Source organism: Dactylosporangium sp. NPDC051484, from assembly GCF_040689395.1.
GTDB lineage: Bacteria > Actinomycetota > Actinomycetes > Mycobacteriales > Micromonosporaceae > Dactylosporangium.
Map to the genome: position 1 here is coordinate 167,848 of NZ_JBFAZX010000013.1, position 19,781 is coordinate 187,628.

General features: G+C 70.3%; 24 protein-coding genes and 1 riboswitch. Of the genes, 10 read left to right on the forward strand and 14 right to left on the reverse strand.

Annotated elements, in window-relative coordinates:
- Positions 1-466 (forward strand): helix-hairpin-helix domain-containing protein (locus AB0367_RS22565; protein WP_366228329.1); only part of this gene is annotated, 466 nt, incomplete at its 5' end.
- The gene (locus AB0367_RS22570) at positions 466-1,545 is read left to right on the forward strand and encodes an OmpA family protein (protein ID WP_366228330.1); all 1,080 of its coding nucleotides are present in this window, start codon (positions 466-468) and stop codon (positions 1,543-1,545) included. The genes AB0367_RS22565 and AB0367_RS22570, both read left to right, overlap by 1 nt.
- Positions 1,546-1,608: 63 nt before the next feature.
- Here AB0367_RS22570 and AB0367_RS22575 read toward each other — a convergent pair whose 3' ends face one another.
- The gene (locus AB0367_RS22575; protein ID WP_366228331.1) at positions 1,609-3,204 is read right to left on the reverse strand and encodes an alpha/beta hydrolase; all 1,596 of its coding nucleotides are present in this window, start codon (positions 3,202-3,204) and stop codon (positions 1,609-1,611) included.
- Between the two features lie 170 nt (positions 3,205-3,374).
- On the opposite strand from AB0367_RS22575, the gene AB0367_RS22580 reads away from it, so the two are divergent.
- The 3 genes from AB0367_RS22580 (at position 3,375) to AB0367_RS22590 (ending at position 6,345) form a co-directional block, all read left to right on the forward strand.
- Positions 3,375-4,136: an RNA ligase family protein gene (locus tag AB0367_RS22580; protein ID WP_366228332.1), complete on the forward strand. Its 762-nt coding sequence runs from the start codon at positions 3,375-3,377 to the stop codon at positions 4,134-4,136.
- Positions 4,133-5,161: an AAA family ATPase gene (locus tag AB0367_RS22585; protein WP_366228333.1), complete on the forward strand. Its 1,029-nt coding sequence runs from the start codon at positions 4,133-4,135 to the stop codon at positions 5,159-5,161. The genes AB0367_RS22580 and AB0367_RS22585 overlap by 4 nt, the downstream gene beginning before the upstream one ends.
- A gap of 119 nt (positions 5,162-5,280) precedes the next feature.
- Positions 5,281-6,345, forward strand: a complete 1,065-nt coding sequence (locus AB0367_RS22590) for a phosphatase domain-containing protein (protein ID WP_366228334.1) — start codon at positions 5,281-5,283, stop codon at positions 6,343-6,345.
- Between the two features lie 82 nt (positions 6,346-6,427).
- On the opposite strand, the gene AB0367_RS22595 is transcribed toward AB0367_RS22590, so the two are convergent.
- Entirely contained in the window at positions 6,428-7,450 is a 1,023-nt protein-coding gene (locus AB0367_RS22595; protein ID WP_366228335.1) for a hypothetical protein, read from the reverse strand.
- A 9-nt stretch (positions 7,451-7,459) separates the two neighbouring features.
- Positions 7,460-7,606, reverse strand: a riboswitch (cyclic di-AMP (ydaO/yuaA leader).
- Between the two features lie 85 nt (positions 7,607-7,691).
- Positions 7,692-8,075 (reverse strand): VOC family protein, encoded by a 384-nt coding sequence (locus AB0367_RS22600; protein WP_366228336.1) that lies wholly within the window; start codon positions 8,073-8,075, stop codon positions 7,692-7,694.
- 369 nt (positions 8,076-8,444) lie between these two features.
- Between AB0367_RS22600 and AB0367_RS22605 the strand changes: the two genes are divergently transcribed.
- Positions 8,445-8,651, forward strand: coding sequence for a hypothetical protein (locus tag AB0367_RS22605; RefSeq protein WP_366228337.1), 207 nt, complete (start codon positions 8,445-8,447; stop codon positions 8,649-8,651).
- Positions 8,648-8,842, forward strand: coding sequence for a hypothetical protein (locus tag AB0367_RS22610; RefSeq protein ID WP_366228338.1), 195 nt, complete (start codon positions 8,648-8,650; stop codon positions 8,840-8,842). Before AB0367_RS22605 ends, AB0367_RS22610 begins: the two co-directional genes overlap by 4 nt.
- Before the next feature lie 70 nt (positions 8,843-8,912).
- Here the strand turns inward: AB0367_RS22610 and yidD are convergent, their stop codons facing one another.
- The 6 genes from yidD to AB0367_RS22640 all read right to left on the reverse strand — a co-directional run bounded on the left by yidD (position 8,913) and on the right by AB0367_RS22640 (position 14,188).
- Positions 8,913-9,317, reverse strand: coding sequence for a membrane protein insertion efficiency factor YidD (gene yidD / locus AB0367_RS22615; protein WP_366228339.1), 405 nt, complete (start codon positions 9,315-9,317; stop codon positions 8,913-8,915).
- A gap of 100 nt (positions 9,318-9,417) precedes the next feature.
- Positions 9,418-9,846, reverse strand: a complete 429-nt coding sequence (locus tag AB0367_RS22620) for a hypothetical protein (RefSeq protein ID WP_366228340.1) — start codon at positions 9,844-9,846, stop codon at positions 9,418-9,420.
- Positions 9,847-9,912: 66 nt separating this feature from the next.
- Positions 9,913-10,671 carry a polysaccharide deacetylase family protein gene (locus tag AB0367_RS22625; RefSeq protein ID WP_366228341.1) on the reverse strand — a complete coding sequence of 253 codons (759 nt, stop codon included), beginning with the start codon at positions 10,669-10,671 and terminating at the stop codon, positions 9,913-9,915.
- A 192-nt stretch (positions 10,672-10,863) separates the two neighbouring features.
- Positions 10,864-12,093: a hypothetical protein gene (locus AB0367_RS22630; RefSeq protein ID WP_366228343.1), complete on the reverse strand. Its 1,230-nt coding sequence runs from the start codon at positions 12,091-12,093 to the stop codon at positions 10,864-10,866.
- Positions 12,086-12,643, reverse strand: coding sequence for a SigE family RNA polymerase sigma factor (locus AB0367_RS22635; RefSeq protein WP_366228344.1), 558 nt, complete (start codon positions 12,641-12,643; stop codon positions 12,086-12,088). Before AB0367_RS22635 ends, AB0367_RS22630 begins: the two co-directional genes overlap by 8 nt.
- Positions 12,644-13,186: 543 nt before the next feature.
- A complete protein-coding gene (locus AB0367_RS22640) occupies positions 13,187-14,188 on the reverse strand; it encodes an alcohol dehydrogenase catalytic domain-containing protein (protein ID WP_366228345.1) in 1,002 nt (333 codons plus the stop codon).
- Between the two features lie 246 nt (positions 14,189-14,434).
- Here AB0367_RS22640 and AB0367_RS22645 point away from each other — a divergent pair, with 246 nt between their 5' ends.
- Complete coding sequence (locus tag AB0367_RS22645; protein ID WP_366228346.1) at positions 14,435-14,935, forward strand: hypothetical protein; 501 nt, start codon at positions 14,435-14,437, stop codon at positions 14,933-14,935.
- A gap of 14 nt (positions 14,936-14,949) precedes the next feature.
- Here the strand turns inward: AB0367_RS22645 and AB0367_RS22650 are convergent, their stop codons facing one another.
- Together AB0367_RS22650 and AB0367_RS22655 are read right to left on the reverse strand one after the other, a co-directional pair.
- A complete protein-coding gene (locus AB0367_RS22650) occupies positions 14,950-15,510 on the reverse strand; it encodes a nitroreductase family protein (protein WP_366228347.1) in 561 nt (186 codons plus the stop codon).
- Complete coding sequence (locus AB0367_RS22655; protein ID WP_366228348.1) at positions 15,507-15,818, reverse strand: DUF6092 family protein; 312 nt, start codon at positions 15,816-15,818, stop codon at positions 15,507-15,509. The genes AB0367_RS22650 and AB0367_RS22655 overlap by 4 nt, the downstream gene beginning before the upstream one ends.
- A 340-nt stretch (positions 15,819-16,158) precedes the next feature.
- Here AB0367_RS22655 and AB0367_RS22660 point away from each other — a divergent pair, with 340 nt between their 5' ends.
- Entirely contained in the window at positions 16,159-16,890 is a 732-nt protein-coding gene (locus AB0367_RS22660) for an alpha/beta hydrolase (protein WP_366228349.1), read from the forward strand.
- A gap of 133 nt (positions 16,891-17,023) precedes the next feature.
- Here the strand turns inward: AB0367_RS22660 and AB0367_RS22665 are convergent, their stop codons facing one another.
- The 3 genes from AB0367_RS22665 to AB0367_RS22675 form a co-directional block, all read right to left on the reverse strand.
- Positions 17,024-17,527, reverse strand: coding sequence for a hypothetical protein (locus AB0367_RS22665; protein WP_366228350.1), 504 nt, complete (start codon positions 17,525-17,527; stop codon positions 17,024-17,026).
- Between the two features lie 258 nt (positions 17,528-17,785).
- Complete coding sequence (locus tag AB0367_RS22670; RefSeq protein ID WP_366228351.1) at positions 17,786-18,289, reverse strand: nitroreductase/quinone reductase family protein; 504 nt, start codon at positions 18,287-18,289, stop codon at positions 17,786-17,788.
- A complete protein-coding gene (locus tag AB0367_RS22675) occupies positions 18,286-19,032 on the reverse strand; it encodes a hemerythrin domain-containing protein (protein ID WP_366228352.1) in 747 nt (248 codons plus the stop codon). Before AB0367_RS22675 ends, AB0367_RS22670 begins: the two co-directional genes overlap by 4 nt.
- Before the next feature lie 58 nt (positions 19,033-19,090).
- Here AB0367_RS22675 and AB0367_RS22680 point away from each other — a divergent pair, with 58 nt between their 5' ends.
- Entirely contained in the window at positions 19,091-19,720 is a 630-nt protein-coding gene (locus tag AB0367_RS22680) for a helix-turn-helix domain-containing protein (RefSeq protein ID WP_366228353.1), read from the forward strand.
- Positions 19,721-19,781 lie beyond the last annotated feature (61 nt).

Genomic DNA, 19,781 nt, shown 5'->3' on the forward strand with positions numbered 1-19,781 from the left:
GGTCGAGTCCGAGCCTGAGCCTGTTGCGGTCGAGTCCGAGCCTGAGCCTGTTGCGGTCGAGTCCGAGCCTGAGCCTGTTGCGGTCGAGTCCGAGCCTGAGCCTGTTGCGGTCGAGTCCGAGCCGGAGGCGGAGGCGGTTGTGGCTGAGCCGGAGCCTGTCGTCGTGCCGGCGCAGGCCGCGGCGCCGGCGGGGGAGGCGGGGCGCGTGGACAACCTCAAGCGTATCGAGGGTATCGGGCCGAAGATGTCCGCCGCGCTCGTGGCGGCCGGCATCCGCACGTATGGGCAGCTGGCCGACGCCGACGTCGACACCCTGCGGGCCGCGATCGAGGCCGCCGGCCTGCGGTTCGCGCCGAGCCTGCTCACCTGGGCCCGGCAGGCGCGGCACCTCGCCGACGGGGACGAGGAAGGCTTCGCCGACCTTACCCGGCGCCTGGTCGCCGGCCGCGACGTCGGGCGCGCCTGATGGCGGGCGCGAACCGGACCTCCTCCACGGGCGGCGCGCGCTGGGAGGTGCGGAAGCGGCACCCGCTGATCCCGGTCGGCGCCGCGGTCGTCGGGCTGACGGCGCTGGTCTTCTCCTTCGAGGCGCCGCACCGGCACTCGATCGAGGACAACCTCACCGACCGCACGAAGGTTGCGTTGTCCGAGGCCGGCATCGACGCCGAGGTGAGCTTCACCGGGCGGGACGGGCGGGTGAAGGTCGGATCGGCCGACGAGGCCGGCAAGGCGCGCGACGTCACGCTCGGCGTCGAGGGCGTCCGCGTGGTCGACGTGCAGGCGCCGCCGAAGGTGGAGAAGCCGCCGGCCCCGCCCCAGCCGATCGCGGTCAAGCTGCTGGTCGACAACGGCAAGGTCACGCTCACCGGCACGGTGCCGGCCGACGGCGACCGTGCCGAGCTCGCCGGCGCGGCCAAGCAGGTGTTCGGCGCGGAGAACGTGCAGGACGGCCTCACCGTCGACGCCAAGCGCACCGCCGACGACACCGACCTGGCCGGGCTCGGCGCCGTCCTCGCGGCGCTCGGCAAGGACACCAAGGCCGGCGTCGTCGACCTGACCGACCACGTGATCACGCTGACCGGGACGGTGGCCTCGCCGGAGGTCAAGGACAAGGCCGAGGCGGCGGCGAAGGCGGCCGCGAAGGGCCAGGCGGTCCGCGACGAGCTCGTCGTCGGGCAGGCGGCCGCGCCCGCGCAGGTGCAGACCCAGCTGGTCGCGCTGCCGACGGTCGAGTTCGAGAACGACAGCGCGACGCTGACCGCCACGGGCCGGGCAGTGGTCGAGAACGCCGCGTCGATCCTCAACGGCAACCCGGCGATCAAGGTCAGCATCGAGGGGCACACCGATCTGACCGGCACCGCCGTGCACAACCAGGCGCTGAGCGCGGCGCGGGCCAAGACGGTGCTCGACACGCTGGTCTCGCTGGGCATCGCGCCGGACCGGCTGAGCTCGACGGGCTTCGGTGGGAGCCGGCCGAAGGTCCAGGGCACCGACGACGCGGCGAACGCGATCAACCGCCGGGTCGAGTTCATCGTCCAGCACTAACGCCGGCAAAGGCGAGGGGCGCGGCCGTCACGGCCACGCCCCTCGTTGTCGATGCTTCGGTACTCAGTGGCGCACCGGGTAGAACGGCTCCCGCACGAGGCTGTCCGCGCGCAGCGACTTCGCCGACAGCGAGGCCGCGGTCGGGTCCGGCTGCGGCAGGGGGTCGCAGGTCTTGTCGGGCCGGTCGCCCGACCTGCGCTGCGGCAGCTTGCCCGTGGCGAGGTAGTCCGCGATCGTGTCGTCGATGCACGCGTTGCCGTTGAGCGAGTTCGCGTGCGTGGTCTGGCCGACCTCGGCGAGCAGGCTGCTGTGCGGGAAGAGCCGGCGGGCCTGCAGGCTGCCCTCGAACGGCGTGGCCGCGTCGAGGGTGGTGCCGACGAACAGAACGCTCTTGACCTTCGAGCCGTCGACCTTGACCGGCTTCTGGGCCTTGCCGGGCCAGTAGAGGCAAGGCGCGTTGTACCACGCGTTGTCCCAGGTTAGGAACGGCGCCTGGAGGAACGTCCGCCAGTTGTCGCGCTGCCACTGGTTCCAGCTCTGCGGCCACTTCACATCGGTGCACTGCACCGCGTTGTAGACCGCGAAGCCGTTGTCGTCGCCGGGGCCGATGTAGTCCTCGTACGCGGCCACGATCACGTCGGTGTCGCGGTCGTTGGCCCAGCCCGCGAAGGCGTCGGCCAGGTCGAGCCACGTCGACTGGTAGTAGCCGGCGTTGAGGAAGATGTCGGTCCACTCGTCCGCGCCGACCACGCCGCCGGCGGGGTTGCCGCGCAGCTTGTTCAGCTCGCTGTACCAGCGCGCCTCGACCTGCTGCGCGGTGGTCCCGAGGTGGTAGACGCTGTCGTACTTGGCCAGCCAGCCGAACCAGATCTTCTCGTTGCGCTCGAAGTTCACGTCCTGGTCGAGGTTCGCCTCGTACCACACCTTGCGCACGTCGACGTTGCCGTCGAGCACCATGCGGCGCACGTTGTCCGGGTGCAGGGTGCCGTAGACCTGGCCGAGATAGGTGCCGTATGAGAAGCCGTAGTAGTTGATCTGCTTCGCGCCCAGCGCCTTGCGGATCGACTCCATGTCGTTGACCGAGTCGACGGTGCTCATGTGGTCGAGCAGCGCGCCGCCGGCCTTGCCGCAGTCCTTGGCGTAGTTCTTGGACCGGTTCAGCCAGGTGTTCTCGATGCTCTTGTTCCACGGGATGTACTCGGGCCGCGGGCCGTTGAAGTAGTCGTCGTCGCAGTGCAATGCCGGCACGCTGGAGCCGACGCCGCGCGGGTCGAAGCCGATCCAGTCGTAGGCGGCGCCCGCGCCGTTGGGCACGTACCCGCCCAGGACCGGCAGCGTCAGCCCGGACCCGCCGGGGCCGCCCGGGTTGACCAGCATGACGCCCTGGTAGTCCTTGTCGGCGACCTTGTGCTTGATGCGCGAGACCGCGATCTGGATCTTCTGCCCGTTGGGCTTGCTGTAGTCCAGGGGCACGGTGAGCAGGCCGCACTCGCCGCCGCGGCGCTGCAGGCCGGGGCTCGCGCACTGGCCCCACGGGATCGGGGCGGGACTGTAGCCATCCCTCCCGGGCGCGGCGAGGGCGCCCGAGGCCGGCGCGACGGCCGCGAGCGTGGCCGCGGCGGTGAAGAGGGCCAGCCCCTTCACGGTCCTGTTTCTCACGACAACCCTCCCAAATTTGCCCGGATGAGAATGTCCGGACAAGTGATTCGGGCCAACCAATGTCACGCAGATGCTTTCGGTCAGGGGGGCCGCGCGGAAGCCGTAAAACCCTTTCCCTCACCCCAGAAAACCCGTGTCGCGCGTCGAATCGACTCCGGTACAACGGTGTGATGCTGCGCAAGTACCCCCGGACGCCCCATCTGCAGGGTTCGAGACTGCAGCCGGGGGACCACGACCTGGCGCAGGTCGCCTTCGCCGAGCTGGCCGGCCGTCTCCTGGTCGTGGAGGAGAAGCTCGACGGGGCCAACGCCGCCATCAGCTTCGATGCCGACGGCGGGCTGCTGCTGCAGTCGCGCGGCCATTACCTGACCGGCGGCCCGCGGGAGAAGCAGTTCGCCCCGTTCAAGGCGTGGGCGGCCGGGGTGCGTCATCAGCTGTGGCCGGTGCTGCGAGACCGATTCATCGTGTACGGCGAATGGCTCTACGCCAAGCACACGGTCTTCTACGACGCGCTGGCGCATCACTTCTGCGAGTTCGACGTGTACGACCGCCGATCCGGGGTGTTCCTGTCCACGCCGCGCCGCCGCGAGCTGCTGGCCGGCCTGGGTATCGCGTCCGTGCCGGTGCTGCACGAGGGCTCTTTCGCCGACCTCGCCGCGCTCACCAGGCTCGTCGGCCCGTCGACCTGCCGTACCGGCGGCTGGCGGGAGGCCTTGCGGGAGGCGGCGGTCGCCGGCGGCGCCGACCCCGACCAGGTCGTGCGCGAGACCGACATGTCCGAGGACATGGAGGGCCTGTACCTCAAGCTCGAGGACGAGGACGCGGTGCTCGGCCGCTACAAGTGGGTCCGGCCCAGCTTCCACACGGCGATCCTCGACTCCGGCAGCCACTGGCAGGACCGGCCGATCGTGGCCAATCGGGTCCGGGCGTGAACGCGTTCGTGCGGCTCTGCCCGGCGCCGCCGTCCTGGGTCGTGCGCTGGGACGAGCTGCGTGAGCTCGATCCGGAGGCGGACGCGCACGCCAGCCGGACCGTGGCGGCCCTCGCCGGGCTGGACCACTGGCGGGGCCGCCCGCCGGCCGAGCGGGCGAGGCTGTTCGCCGCCGCCCTGCTCGTGGGCGGCAGCGACCCTGGCTCGGCCCGGCGCGGTGAGCTCGCAGCCCGGCGGCGGCTGTGGGAGATGGGCGTGCCGATCGCCTGGCGCGAGCACGTGTGTGCGCTCGTGCGCCACCGAGGGCTGCCGTTCGGCGCGCTGGAGCGCCCGGACCTCGACCGCGTCGCGTTCCGGGTCAGCCTGCTGGCCCGCAACGACGACCTCGCGTTGCTGGCGAGCGCCGACGTCCTCGCGCGGGGCGGATCCGGCGCCGGGGCGCTGCTCGACGAGGTCGCGCTCTTCATGGAGTACACCCGGGAAATCGGCTGCCTCGACGGACCGCGCGCCTTCGCCTCGGACCATGCGCGGTTCGAATATTTCCGTACCCCGGGTCGAGACCCCGGCTACGCGGCGTTCGACGACACGCGCTGCACGGTGACCGTGATGTCCGGGCTGCCGGGCTCGGGCAAGGACCACTGGATCGCGGCCAACCGGCCCGGGGTGCCGGTGGTCGGCCTCGATGACCTGCGCGACGAGCTCGGCGTGCGGCCGGCGGGCGACCAGGGCCCGGTGATCGCGGCGGCGTACGCGCGCGCCCGCGAGCACCTGCGCGCGGCCACGCCGTACGTCTGGAACGCGACGAACGTGACCCGGGCGCTGCGCTCGCGGTGCATCGGGCTGGCCGCCGGCTACGGCGCGCGGGTCGAGGTGGTGAGCGTGGAGGCGCCGCCGGACGTGGTGCACCGGCGCAACCGGGCGCGCTCCCGCCGGGTGCCGGCCGCGGTGATCGACCGGCTGGCCGGGCGCTGGGAGCTGCCCGACCCGACCGAGGCGCACGAGGTGCGCTGGGTGCTCAACGAGTAGTCGTGCGCGGCCGCCGCGTCGCCTGGCGCGACGGTTTCATGTCACCGTCACGCGGTGGTCACCCAGGGTTGATGACGGAGCGGGGTGCGGTCCCTGGCGGGCTGTGACAGGGTTGGGCCGTGGCGCTGATCCCGAACACGCCGAGCAGCGAGCCCTTGCCGCTGCACCGCGCGGCCCGCATCGAGGACGCGATCCACAACGTCCTCGAGCGGCGGCTGCGCCGGCGCGGATGGAAGGTCGCGGTCACCGCCTACACGGGCTACGGCGCCTGCGCCACCGCCGAGCGCCCCGGGTGGGTCCGGGTGCTAGGCCGCGTGCTGCTGGCCCGGATCGACCCCAAGCCGGCCAAGCGGCTCAAGAAGCTGCGCGGCTGGCGCTCGTTCACCGCGGTGTCGGTCGGTGACGCCCCGGTGCGCATCGAGGCCGGCGGCCGGACCTGTGAGGTGCGCTGCGACCGCGGCGGGTTCATCGACGTCGTCGTCGAGGCCGACCTCGCGCCCGGCTGGGCGTCCGTCACGCTGCAGAGCGAGGACAGCGCCGCCGTCGAGGCGCCGATCCGGATGATCGACCCCGGCACCCGCTTCGGCATCATCTCCGACGTCGACGACACAGTCATGGTCACCACGCTGCCGCGCCCGCTGCTCGCCGCGTGGAACACGTTCGTGCTCGACGAGCACGCCCGCGCCTCGGTGCCGGGCATGGCGGTGCTGTACGAGCGGCTGGTCAACGCCAACCCGGGCGCGCCGGTCTTCTACCTGTCGACCGGCGCCTGGAACGTGGCCGCGACGCTGACCCGGTTCCTCTCCCGGCACCTGTATCCAGCCGGGCCGCTGCTGCTGACCGACTGGGGCCCGCAGCCGGACCGGTTCTTCCGCAGCGGCCAGGCGCACAAGCGAGCGTCGCTGGCCCGCCTCGCCGAGGAGTTCCCGGACATTCGCTGGCTGCTGGTCGGCGACGACGGGCAGCACGATCCGGAGATCTACGCCGAGTTCGCCGCCGAGCACCCCGACAGCGTGGCCGCTGTGGCGATCCGGCACCTCTCGCCGACCCAGGCGGTGCTGGCCGGCGCGTTCCCGGGGGTGGCCGGCGGCTCCAAGCGGGTCCCGCTCAACGATCGGCGTTGGCTGGGCGCCCCCGACGGCGCCGGCCTGTGGCGACTTCTGCGGGACACGGAGATCCTCTGAGCCGCGCCGGATGGACCTGTCACCTCGCGGAAACGGCCGGTCGACGGTTGCCCTGCCGACCGGCCGCCCGCGAACGTGAGGATCACAGGATCGAGAGGTGTACGTGGTTCGTATGGTCGCTGGAGGGGTCTCCGGCGACGCCCGAGTAGTGGTGCCACCCGACCGTCGGCGTCCACACCTGCTTGAACCAGATGACGTACATGACGCCGAGGCGGTCGGCGTTCTTCACGAAGTACGTCGCCAGGGTGGTGCCGTAGGTGTAGTCGTCGCCGGTGGCCACCCCGCCGAAGCCGGGTTTGGTCTGCACCGAGAAGTCGCAGGCGCGGCCCTTCGGGTGCTCATACGGCCCGCTCGGGCGGTAGCAGGACACGAACCGCTTGAAGCCGTCCTTCTGCGCCTCCTGCATCGCGTGCAGCGTGCGCGGAGTGAGGCAGCCGCTGGTCGTGGGGTCCTTGACGCTGCACGACTCCTTGGGCAGCGACCCGTTGGCGTTACGCGGCACCGGGTTGGCGAGCGGCAGGTTGGCGGTGACGAAGCCCCTGCTCGGCCCACCGGCCTGCGCGAGCGCTTTCTCCGCGTCCTTCTTCTGCTGCTCGATGATGCGCTTCTGCTCCTGCTGCGTGGCGATCTCGCCATCGAGCGCCTTCTTCTGCGCGGCCTGGTCGTCCCGCAGCTGCTTGGCCTGGTGCAGCAGGTTGTTGTTGTGGTGTGCGATCTCGTTGATGGAGCCGGCCCGCTCGGCGAAGCTGTCCGGGGTCTTCGCGTCCATCAGCGCGGCGAACGTGGTGAGGGGGCCGGTGCGGTATGCCGCCGCGGCGATCGCGGCCACCTGATCCTGAATCACCGCCAGCCGCGCCTCGGTCGCCTGCAGTTGTGCGGCGAGCTCACCCTGATGCTTGACCGAGGCGTTCAGCAGATCATTGGCCTCGGACCACTTGCGGCTCGTGCTCTCGAGGACGGAGTTGAGCGTCGGGTTGGCGCTGGAGCCCTCGTCGCCGGTGTCGCCGCCGGGCTCGGCCGCGGCGGGCGTGGCGGCGAGCCCCCCGAGCACGATTGCCGCCAGCAGCGCGATGAACGTGCGCCGGTATGGATGTCGCGGTGACATCTGGTTCGTCGTTCCTTCCGTCGGCCGCCGACCGAGTTAGCTGACGGGTTCGGGACGGAACGACCCCTACCACCCTTCCGAGGAAGGGCGGATTCACCCCAACGTTACCGTGGGTCCCCGGCTCGCCACGGTGCGGCGATTGGGCGGCAGCCCCGCCCGGCACCGGGGGCGGTGCCCTCGTGGACGTGACCGTGGGTCACTGTACCTCGGCCAGTCCCGGGCTTGGGGTCGGCGTCGGCGTTCAGTTTCCGCTGCCGTACGGACGCGTGAGGATCTCGAGGTAGTGCCCGCTAGGGTCCTCCCAGTAGACGCCTCGACCGCCGTCGCGGGTGTTGATCTCGCCCGGCCGGTGCCGGGCCGGATCGGCCCAGTACGACAGGCCGCGGGCGCGGATTCGACCGAAGACCACGTCGAACTCGCTCTCGCTGACCAGAAACGCGTAGTGCTGCGGGTGGACCGGTCCGAGATCGTCGGCGAAGTCGAGGGAGACGTCGTTGTCGACCTGCAAGGTCAAGAACCGGCCGAAGGGTGCCGGCTTGTCGAGCCCCAGAATCTCGGCGAAGAACTCCGCCGACTCCTGCTTGTCGCGGACCGACACGATGGTGTGATTCAGTTGGACGGCCATACCCCTATAGTCCGCCCTTGCCAGTGGGCGGACCACTGGTACGCAAGGTGAAGTCGGTGGCCACCGAAGCTCCGCCGCGGCGGGCCGGACGCGGACAGCCGAGCTACTCGGCGTGTGCCCGGACGAAGAGGCCGATCCCGTCCAGCAGCCGGGCCAGGCCGAACTCGAACAGCTTGTCCAGGTCGAAGTCGAAGAGCGGGACTTCGTCCACCACCTCGGCGGCTACGGGGCGTGCTTCACCGTGCCCAACCCGGGCGACCTCGGCCACTGGTTCCTCATGTACAACGCCTCCGGCGGCCGGAGCGCGGCGGGACGGCCAAGGCCAGCCTGAGCTTCACCGCCGCGGACCAGTACCACCGCCTCGGGCGTGTGGAGCAGCAGCGGGTCCTCGCCGAGCGGATGGCCGGCGCCGGCTGGCGGGTGCCCGCCCTGCTCGCCACCATGCCGGACGCCCCGGATTTCTACTTCGACTCGATCTGTCAGGTGCGCGTCGATCGCTGGTCGCGCGGGCGGGTGTGCTGCTCGGCGACGCCGGCTACTGCGGGTCGCCGCTGGCCGGTCTCGGCACCAGCATGAGCCTGGTCGGGGCGTACGTGCTGGCCGGCGAACTAGCCGCCGCGGGCCGGGCGGAGGCGGCCTTCGCGGCCTACCAGGAGCAGATGGCGGCGTACGTGGCCAGCGGCATGCAACTGCCGCCCGGGGGCATGCGGGCCTTCGCGCCCAGGACCGCTGAGGTCCTTCGCTCCACCCGCCGACGGACGCCTTGATCACGGAGTGCTCATGTACCCCCTGGTACACGAGCGCTCCGTGATCAAGGCGCATCGTCGCCGCGGCCGGCTACGGGACCGGGTCGTGGGTGCCCTGCGGCGTCGACGGGTTGCAGCGGCGGATGCGGGCGGCGGTGAGGCGGGAGCCGACGACCAGCCCGTATCGCCGTACCGCTTCCAGCCCGTAGTTGCTGCATGTCGGAACCTGCCGGCAGCGCGTCGGCAGGTGCGTCGACAGCCAGCGCTGATAGCCGCGGATGGCCGCCATGCCGGCGCGGCCCGGCAGGCTGGCGTCGCGCCGTGGTCTTCTCGTCGGCGTCGTGATCGCCAGCGCACCGAGCAGCAACGAACTCAGCATGAACGGGTTGCAATCGCAGCCGTCGCAGCCGTCACAACCGTCGAAGCCGTCGCAGCCGCAATCCGGCACGTCGTTCCACCAGCGCCGTCGGCTGGGCCGCATCTCGTCCGATTCCACGAGCGGCATTGTGTTGGCGCGTCGCGGCAATGATCAAGCCTGTTGTCGACAGTCTGTCGATGAGCGGGCCTGACTCGATGCGGGTGTGGCCGGTGACGACTCACCCGGCCAATGCGGCCGCCTGCAGTGCCGCCACATACCGGTCGCCGGCCGCGTCCGTGAGATCGGCGGCGAACACGGCCACCACGTGCTCGCCAGGCGCCAGGTCGGCGTACAACCGCTGCCAAGCCACCAGGTTCGGGTGCTCGACGTCGGTGCACGCCTGTGCCGGGGCCAGCAGCCCGATGACCCGCTCCAGGTCGTCGCGGCCGAGGCGATACGACCCCGATCCGCCGACGTGTTCGCAGACCGTGGCGAGCACCGCCGCCGGGAGCCGGTTCTCCGCGCTACCGACCCGCGCGAACGACGGCCCGTCGGCGCCGTCACGGGCGATGCCGAACGCCGCGGGAGGTCGCCAACCAGGAATGGCGGCCTCGAACCGGTCACGCGCGGCGGCGATGGCCTCGACAGTCTCCCAGCGCTCGGTCACCGGATCATCATCCGCGGTCGTAGCGGCTCCGGGCAACGGGTTCCGGGCATATCGAGAATTTCCTGATCAGCCCTTGCTGGAGGCCGGCCGGCCGATCGCCATGAGCTCGGACACGGTGACGAACCGGAAGCCGCGCTGGCGCAGCCCGGTGAACATCGCGCCGAGTTGGCTGAGCGCGACATACCGGTTGGCGGAGCCGACATCGTGGGCCAGGATGATCTGACCGGGACGGGCGTTCTCGACGATGTCCTGCGCCTGCCCGGGCGGGTTCTTGACGTACAGGTCCTCGTTCATCTTCTTCGACCACAGCACCAGGCTGTAACCGGCCTTGTTGGCCGCCATGAGCGTGGACCCGCCGATGTGCCCATACGGCGGGCGGAAGAGCTTCGGCTCACGTCCCGTCACCGCTCGAATGGTGTCGTGTGCCCGGGCCAACTGGTTGTTGATGGTCGGCGCGTCCAATCTCGCCAGGTCGGGGTGCGACCACGTGTGGTTGCCGACTTCATGCCGGTCCAGCCGGCCGCGCAGCAGGTCGCCGTGGGCCGTCACGTTCTGCCCGACGAGGAAGAACGTCGCCGGTACCTGGTGGTGATCGAGCACGTCCAGCACCTCGGAGGTCCACTTCGGACCCGGCCCGTCGTCGAAGGTGAACGCCACCACCGGTTCGGACGTCTCCACGTGCCAGGTGACCGCGACGTGCCCTTTGACGTCGTAGTCAACCCGGTCGGCAGCCGGCGCGTATCCGCCGTCGAACGGGAGGTGGGCCTGCGGCCAGACGCGGGGGATCGTGACCGCGGCCGCCCCGATGGCGGCGCCGGCGGTCACGAGCAGACCACCTCGAAACAGTGCGCGTCTGTTCACCTTAGGCCCCCGTCGATCCAAAGTTTCCAGCCGACGGTACCCGACCTGCGCACACGTCGGTGTCCAAGGGTTGGCCGCGGGGAAGTGCGCGAGATGAGCCCGAACAGCGGCGGCCCGCCACGGACCGGGATCCGTGGGCGGGCCGCCGGTCCGGGCTCAGCCCTCGATTACCTGTACTGTCGCCGCGTTGTCGCTCCAGTTTCGGTCCGGATAGTCGGCACCGTTGGCGTCGACCGCGCCGGTGTACACGTCGCACCGGCTGTTTGCCAGGCTGGCAAACGCCGAGCCCGCGGTGAGCTGGATGGTGAGGACCCGGTTCGCGCCCGCGGCGAGGCTAGGCAGTGTGCATCCCAGCGGGTCGTCGTTGATGACGTCGCGGCACTCTGTGCCCAGCTGTGCACCCCAGCCGTTGTCGAGCCTGATCGAGAACCGCATTTTGCCCGGTGTGGCGAACTTGGCCGTGTTGTGGATGGTCACCCGCAGGGTGCCCGTCCACGAGCCGTCGCTCTGCTTGGTCATGGTGGGCCGGTCGGCGGTGATAACCAGGTCGGTGATGTTCGAGTTAGGCAGGAACGTGGTCGGCCCGCCGGTCTGGGTGAACCGGTTGCCGTTCCAGCCGTACGTGCGCCACTGGTGCTGGGACGCCTGCGCCATTGAGCAGCAGGGCCGGTACTCGCCCACGTCGACCCGGACCTGGCCGTTGTCGCCGGCCGCGATCGCCCAGATCGTCATGATGTCCAAGCGCTCCGTGCCGGTGTTGCCGGCGGAGCCGACGACCTTGCCGAGGGTGACGATCTTGCCGGTCGTGTCCCGGTCGAGGGCGACAACCTGGTAGTCGCTGCCCTGCGGGCTGCAGGAGACGAGGATGACCGTCTCCTGCGCCCCGTCGTGGTCGACGTCCACGTACACGGGGTCGCCCTGCAGCGCCTCCAGGCCGTTGGTCCCTGCCTTGCCAGCGCTGAACTTCACCTTGCCGGTCGGGCAGATCTCGTCGAAGCCCTTGGGCCACGCCGGGATGTTCAGCGTCGCGTTGCGCAGGTCCGCCTTGCTGATCCGGCCGTCCGGTGCCGCGGACACGACATTTGACGGCGCCACGCTCGGCCCGGGCGGCGCCGGGTCGCTGAACGTGGGGCTGGGCGGGTCGCTGGGCGAGTTGCCGGTCACGGCCGGTGGGCCGTGCGGGTCGCCGGTCACCGCCGCATACGCGGCCACCGGCACGGCCACCGCCAGTGCGGCGAGTGCGGTCGCGGTGATCATCCGCACTCGGTGCCGGCGGTGCACAGTGTCGTGGGCCGCGGCGGTACCGGCGGGCTTGACGTGAGGTTCGACTTCGTTACGGAACTCCGCGAACGCGCTGGCGAGGAACCGGTCGTCGAAATCAGCCACGGTCGTTCTCCTTGTCGGTGAGTTGGGTTGCCAAAGCGGTACGCCCCCGGTGCAGCCAGGATTTGACCGTCCCTTCGGCCACACCCTCCTGACGCGCGATGTCGCTGATCGGCAGATCGGCGAGATAGTGCAGGATCACCGCGCGGCGTTGCTGCGCCGGCAGTGTGCTCAGGGCCTGCGCCAGCGCCACTCGGTCCGGGCTGGGCGCTGCTATGTGCTCCTCGCGATGCCCCCGAAGGAACCGCGCGGCGGCCAGGGTCCGCCGCCACCTGCTGGTGGCCAGATTCCAGGCGACCCGTCGCACCCACGCGGCCGGATACTCCATGGCCGCGACGCGCTTCCACTGCGCCAGCGCCCGGCAGAACGCTTCCTGCACCATGTCCTGCGCCGTGGCCATGTCGCCCGTGTACGCGAACAGTTGGATGGTCAGCGGCCGGAAGTGCGCCGCGTAGAAATCCTCGAACGCAACACCGAGCGGCGGTCCACTGTCGGACAGGCTTCCAAGGCTGCCCCCGTCAAGCAAGGTGACCACACTGCCCTTCCTTCCCATCGGCGACCGGCGATCCCCGGCCGTTCGACGACAAACACGCGGGACCGCACCCTGAGGTTGCAGGCGACTATTTGTCGTCCAGCCGACAGCTGCCGCCGAGGCCGAATCGTCCCGGAACAGGCACAAGGGTCAGCCAGGCGCGAATAAGATCGTCAAGGCCGAAGGTATTCCGCGCTCAGGCGCGACCGGGAAAGGAAGAAATGGCGTCCATGGAAATAACTCACGCCACCTGGCCCGATGATGGAAAGCTGGGCCGATGTCGAGCGGGAGAATACCGGGGGTGGTTCGCTCTGTTCACGGCAGAGTTGGAAGACTTCTGGATCGTGTACCTGGCATCCGTGATCCCTGGACGCGAAACACGATATGACGACTTCTCAACGCGCGGGGACGCACAAATGCGGCGGCTGATTGAGGAGTACGATGTCGAATGGTTTGCGCCTGGCGACGAGGCGGCGTTAGAGGAAGAGGTATTCGGCCTACGCAGTCATTGGCGGGGCGAAAGCCACTTGAAATAGATGCGCAGAAGCGCCGGCGCTGGGGCGGTCACTGAGCGGTGAGCACGATCCGGAAGCGTGCCTGTCCGGCCATCATCTTCGCGTAGCCACGGTTCGCTTCCGCCATGGGCATCGTCTCCACCATCGGCCGCACACCTGTCAAGGCGGCGAAGCGCAACGTGTCCTCGCTGTCCATGCCGGTGCCGGACGCGTGGCCGGCCACCAGCCTGCTGGCGAGGATGAGGTCGGGCGCGAACACCTGCAGGGGCTCGGTCGGCACACCGATCACGACCAGTCGCCCGCGTGGGCGCAGGCCGCCCACGGTCGCCGTTGTGGCCGCGGAGCTGGTGACCGTGGAAAGCACGGTGCGGGCGCCGCCCAGCCGTGCCAGTTCGGCGGCGACGTCAACAGCCGTGCTGTCGAGGTAGTGGTGCGCGCCGAGCTGCCGGGCGAACTCGCCCTTCTCCTCGCCGCGGGCGATGGCCACCACGTCGAAGCCCATTCTGTTGGCGAACTGCACGCCGAGATGGCCGAGCCCACCCAGCCCGACGACGGCGACCAGGTCGCCGGCGCGAGCGCCGCTGCCGCGAAGCCCGTTGAAGCAGGTGACCCCGGCGCACATCAGTGGCGCGGCCTCGACGTCGGACAGCTCGTCCGGGATGGCCGCGAGGGCGTCGGCCGGAGCGAGGACGTACTCGGCATAGCCGCCGTCGGCCGATAGACCGGTGACCCGCGCGGCGCGGCACGAGATGAAGTCACCTTCTCGGCAGGGCGTACAGGTGAAGCAGGCGCCGCCGAACCACCCGATCCCGACACGCTGGCCGACCTGCCACTGCGTCACGCCGTCGCCGACTGCCTCGACCGTGCCCGCCACCTCGTGCCCGGGCGTGCGGGGATAGGTGCTGGCCATGCCGTCTTTGGTCATGGCGTCGCTGTGGCAGACGCCGCAGGCCGCGGTGCGCACCAGGACCTGCCAGTGCCCGGGCTGTGGGACCGGCCGATCGATCAGCTCGAAATCGGCTCCGGGCTTTGCCACCTGTACCGCGCGCATGCTCGCTCCCTTTGCCCGGCCACTGGACGCTGAACCTGTACGCGCGTCTACCCGTCGCCTCCTTGGCCTAACCAGGGCCGATCTGGTAGCGGGGCGTGCAGGCCAGCTGCGATCGCAGTCAGCGGCACAGCGGATGCCGGGGGTGGCCGCAGCTGCCAGGTGTGGCACGAATCCAGGATCAGTCCGGGTCGGGGTGCCCCTAACGTCAGGTGCGTCAACCAAACGCCTGCTGCCGGGAGGTACACCATGAACCGCCGGACCGTCCGCCTTTCGATGGCCGCCGCCGCGATCGCGCTCACCGCGTTGGGTACCACCGGCTGCTCCTCCGACCCGTCCGAATCACCGTCGATGGTGCCGGCCGGTGCGACCTCGTCGCTGAAGCCGAGCCCGACCAAGAACAGCAAGCCGAGCGGCGCGACCAAGATCGTCGAGTTCAAGATCGTGCAGCAGCCCAAGTGCCCCGAAGGCACGGCCGTGTACCGCGCCGAGGCGGTACCGGTGATCATCAAGTGGAAGGTCACCGGTGCGACCGGCGTGGGGCTGTCGGTGGACAACCCGGAGCTGCCCGGCAGCTACGGCAACTATGCGGCCACCGGCACCGAGACGTTCACGTTCTCCTGCGGCGGCCCGGTTGGCAGCGTCGAGACGCACACCTACACGATCACGACGATCGGCGGCAAGCAGACCAAGCGTGCCCAGGTGAAGGCGTCCGCGAAGGTCATGGACACCGGTATCGGCGGCAACTGACCCGGATTCACAGCTCACGAGCCGGCCGCTGGGTTCGCATTGCTGTCCAGGCGGCCCCAGTGGGTGAGATCGCGCCAGGTGCGCCGCCGATGCGGACCCACCGGAGATGGTTGCGTCGCGGCGGCGTGGCCGAGACATACGATCATTTCGGGGCTCCACCGCTCGGGCAGGTTGAGGACTGCGCTGACGGCCGCTTTGCTGAATGAGGTGACCGGTCCAGACCCGAGGCCGAGCGCGTGGGCGGCCAGCAGCATCGTCTGCGCGGCGGTGCCGACATCGATGAAGAGACCGCTGCTCGTCGCCGAGAAGCCGTACTCCACGGCGCGTGCCACGTCGACGCAGATGACGACGGCCGCCGCCGGGCGTTGGAGCATGCCGGGCGAGACCATGCGCAGCACGCGCAGCGTCGCGGCATCATCGATCACGACGAAACGCTGCAGGCGCCGGTTGCCCGCGCTTGGGGCATGCGCGGCGGCGTCCAGGATCCGCTCCAACTGCTCGCGCGGAACCGGCTCGCTCGTCATCGCGCGCACGGTCCGGCGCGTCCTGATGACTTCGAGCGCGTCATGGCTCACTGGGCACCCCGATCGATGCCGTATCTCGCGACGAGATGCTCCGCGAAGACGCGGCACAAGGTGTCCAGCGCGGCCGCGTATCCGTCCGGGTCGGCCGAACGCGTCGCCGTCTGAGGCACGTGCTGGATCGAGCCCTCCAGCAGCGAGCGCGTCTCGGGTGACACCCGAGGCGCCACGTAGCCGGCAAGCCGCTGCGCGGCGGTCAGCAGCCGAAGGGGACCGTACTCCGCGGCCTCGTCGAGCTGGGTTCGGGCGGCGGTGACAAGATAGGTGAGTAGCTCGAGTGCCTCGTCCTCGGTGAGCACCATCGTCGTTCTCCTCGGTCACCCTGAGTTGTCCGCTCCGACGGCCCGCGCGAACTACCCGGCGCGGTCCCGTCTACACCCCCGCTCAGCGCTCGTCGCCCGCGCGGCTCTGGACCGAGCGGGGCCGCGGGCTGAGTGTGCCCGCCTTCGCGGCGGCCCCGGAGCCTCGGTAAAAACCCGTTGGCGGACCACGGCGACCACTGCTAGCTTTCCGGAGGCCGTGCCAGAGAACGAGGAGGTGGTACCCGTGAACGTGTCGACATGGGTGCTCCCCTTCGGGGTCACGGTCGGGCGGTAGGTCGTCCGGGAGCGCCGTTCACGAGCACTCCCGAAAGGCACGACCGTGCGATTCACTTCCGAACAGCGCCTCGACGACGGTGTCCTCGAGCGCGAATTCACCCTCGGCGACATCCCCGGCATCCTGTGGACGCCCGCATCCGCATCCGCACCGGCCCCGCTGATCCTGGCCGGCCACCCCGGCGGACTGCACAAGATGTACCCCCGACTGCTGGCCCGGGCCCGGCACTGCGCGGCGGAGGGCTTCGCCTCGGCCACCATCGAGCTCCCCGGGAGCGGTGACCGGCCCCGTTCCGCTGCCGCCGACGAGGCCCGCGCCGACCTGCGCCGGGCGCTGGAGGCCGGTGAGCCGGTCGACGACGAGATCGTCGACCGGCTCGTCCTCCCGCTGGTCGAAAAGGCGGTCCCGGAATGGCGGGCCGCCCTGGACGCCCTCCTTTTGCTGCCCGAGATCGGCGGCCCGGTCGGGTACGCGGGAGGGGTGATCGCCATCGGCATCCGGCTGGCGGTGGTCGAGCCGCGCATCTCGGCCGCCCTTCTGTTCGCCGGGAGTTTCGTGCCCCGCACCATGTTCGAGGAGGCCCGGCAGGTCACCATTCCATTGCAGGTCCTGCTGCAGTGGGACGACGAAGGAAACGATCGGCAGCTGGCCCTGGACCTGTTCGACGCCTTCGGCTCCAAGGAGAAGACGCTGCACGCCAATATGGGCGGGCACACCGGCGTACCGCAGTTCGAGGGGGACGACGGGAACCGGTTCTTCGCCCGGCACCTGAAGTGAGGCCGGGCCGTCAGGCCGGCAGCAGACGATAGGGGCTGCCGGCCGGGATGCCGCTCATCGATGGCGGTGGCCAGCAACAGCTTGAACGCCCCGGCCAGCTTCGTCGGAAGGTTGGCCGGGGCGTTCCCGTCGATCAGTTCTTGAGTGCGGGGCAGTACGCCGCGGCCTCGTTGGCGGCCTCGTCGAGCTTCTTCTCGATGTCCGGGTCGTCAAGGACGGCCTGCGAGGTGAGCAGCTTCGCGACGACCGCGACGAACCCGTCGATCGCCGCCCTCAGCTTCGGGTCGGCGGCCTTCTCGGTCTCGGCGTTGACGGCCTTGGCGAGGCGGGCGTTGAGTGCGTCGGCGTGCTCCCTGGCCTTGGCCATCGCGGCCTGGTCGTTGTCCTTCTCGGCCGTCATCAGCTCGAAGGCGACGTTGAGCACCTCCAGCTTCTCGTTCTCGAAGATGGCGAGGACCGCCTTGCACACTTCCTCGGTGCTGGCCCTCCCGCCGCCGGGCGAGCCGGACGGCGCGCCGCCGCCGGTCGCCGACGGCGCCCCGCTGCTGGCCGAGGCGGCCGACCCGGCCCTGGCCTCGGAATCCGGCTCCGTTTCCGACCCGCATGCCGCGGTCAGCGCCGCCGCGGCCGCGAACATCAGTACGATCGTTGATCGATGCAGTCGCATGCGCATCCCCCGTCCGTTGTGGATCACGTCGGGATAGCATAGAGAAACATAAATGGGTCGGACAATCGTATTGTCTGATCGCGTCGAGATGGTCGAGGACCCATTGGGTGCACGGTCGACCTCCACTGTGGACGAGTGTCCGATGTGGAGCGTTAGTGTTGCACTCCCGCGTAGCAACCACTGTGATACTGCGCCGGTCGGCTCCCATGGCATCGCGCAGTGTCGATGTTATCCGGCGGGCTCCTGGCCGCGTGCGGTGCGGTCGTGCTCAGCGTGGCGAGCTGGGCGCAGCCGGACGACGGCGATCCGGCGGCGCACCTTGGCCTGATAGCCCTCGTACGCGTCGAGGGATGCGACGAGCCGCGCCCACAGGGCGCTGCGCTGCTCGCCCTGCACCTCCGACGCGGTCACCCTGACCCGCTCGCCGCGGGTCTCGACCACGGCGTTCGGGTCGGCGAGCAGGTTCAGCCACCACTGCGGTTCCCGGTCGATGCCGCCGTTGGAGGCGGCCACGATGTAGTCGGTGCCGTCGCGCAGGTACAGCATCGGCACGGTGAACAGCTGGCCCGAGCGCCGGCCGCGGGCCGTCAGCAGCAACACGTCACCGCCGCGGAAGCGGTGCCCGAAGCGGCCGTTGCTGCGGCGAAACAGGGCGATGTGTATCCGGGTCGCGTTCCTGCTCATCCAGGTGAGCAGGCGGTCCCGGCGGGTGGCGCGGGTGTCGGTGTTCATGCGCCGGCCGCCGGTGCGGCGTAGCGGAAGGTGCGGCGCTCGGCGCGGGCGAACCGCCGGACGAGGAGCCCGCCGATGGCGCGCAGGGCGGGACCGCCGGGGATCCGCCGCACGGCGTGCGGCGGGAGGCCGTGCATCACCCAGGCGAGCACCGCGGGGACGTCGCGAGGGCTGTACTGCGGCGCGAAGTGTTCCTTGTCGAGCCGCTCCCAGTCGTGCTGGGTGAGGTGGGCCTGGACGAGCGCCATCGCGTCCCGCTCCTCGTGGGCGAGGTGGGCCTCGATCCGGTCGCGCAGTTCGGTGACGTGACCGGCGAGCAACCCGCGCGCGGCGGCGGTGCTGGCAGTCCCGGCGGCCAGTCCGGCGAACCCGGCGTCGCAGGCCTGCAGCAGTGGATCGATGTGCTCGTGCTCGGCGGCCATCGCGCGCAGTATGGCGGCGTCCTCGCCACCGGCGGTGCGCTCCAGCAGCAGCGGCCAGAGCCCGGAGTCCTCACCGTGGTGGTGCTTGTGCAGCGCGCCTGAGAACAGCGCCCACCGGCGCTGGAGCCGTTTCCAGCACGCCTGGTCCCCGGCCGGGGTGGCGGCCGTGGCCGCGGTGAAGAGGGCGAGGTCGCGCCGGAACGCGTGGTGCATCAGATACATGCCCGCGGGGTCGACAGGGCCAGCGGGTGCGGCCGTCTGACCAGGAAGGACGAGCTGCTCGACGTCGAGGGCACCGTCCGGGCGGATCGTGGCTGTCATGATCTCTCCTTTCACTTGAGTCAAGGTACTATGAATTTACCTCTGATAAAGTCAATAAGTGGTCGAGCGAAAGCGGACATATAACTCGAAAATCCGTGCACAGCAGGCCGAGCGGACCCGAAGCGCCGTGATCGCCGCCGCCGCGGAGTGCTTCACCCGGCTCGGATACGCCGAGACGACCATGAAAGCCATCGCGGCGCACGCGGGTGTCTCGGCGCAGACCGTCTTCGCGCACGGCGGCAAGGCCGCGCTGCTGCTTGCCGCGGTCGACCGGAGCATCGCCGGCGACGACGACGCCGTGCCGCTGCTCGCGCGGGACCGGTTCCAGCAGATGCTGAACGCGCACGCCAAGGATGAGAAGCTCCTTCTGCTGCGCGGGATCACGGTGGACTGGCTGCCGATCGCCGGGCCGATCCTTCGCTCGTTCCGCGACGCGGCGCCCGGTGATCCCGAGATCGCCGCGGCGTGGGAGGAGTACGAGCGCCGCCGCCACACCGACGCGCGGATCATCATCGAGTCCTGCTCGCACCTGCTGCGGCCCGGGCTGACGGTCGAGCGGGCCACGGACATCTACTGGGCGGCCCTCAGCCTGCAGACGGCGGACGCGTTTCTGCTCGGCCGGGGATGGTCGCTGACCGACTACGCCGACTGGCTCGTGGACGGCATGGACCGCCTGTTGTTCCGATGACACCCGCCCCTTCCACGATGGGTGGGTGACATTCGACCGGCCAGCGCTGCGGCGCACGTTC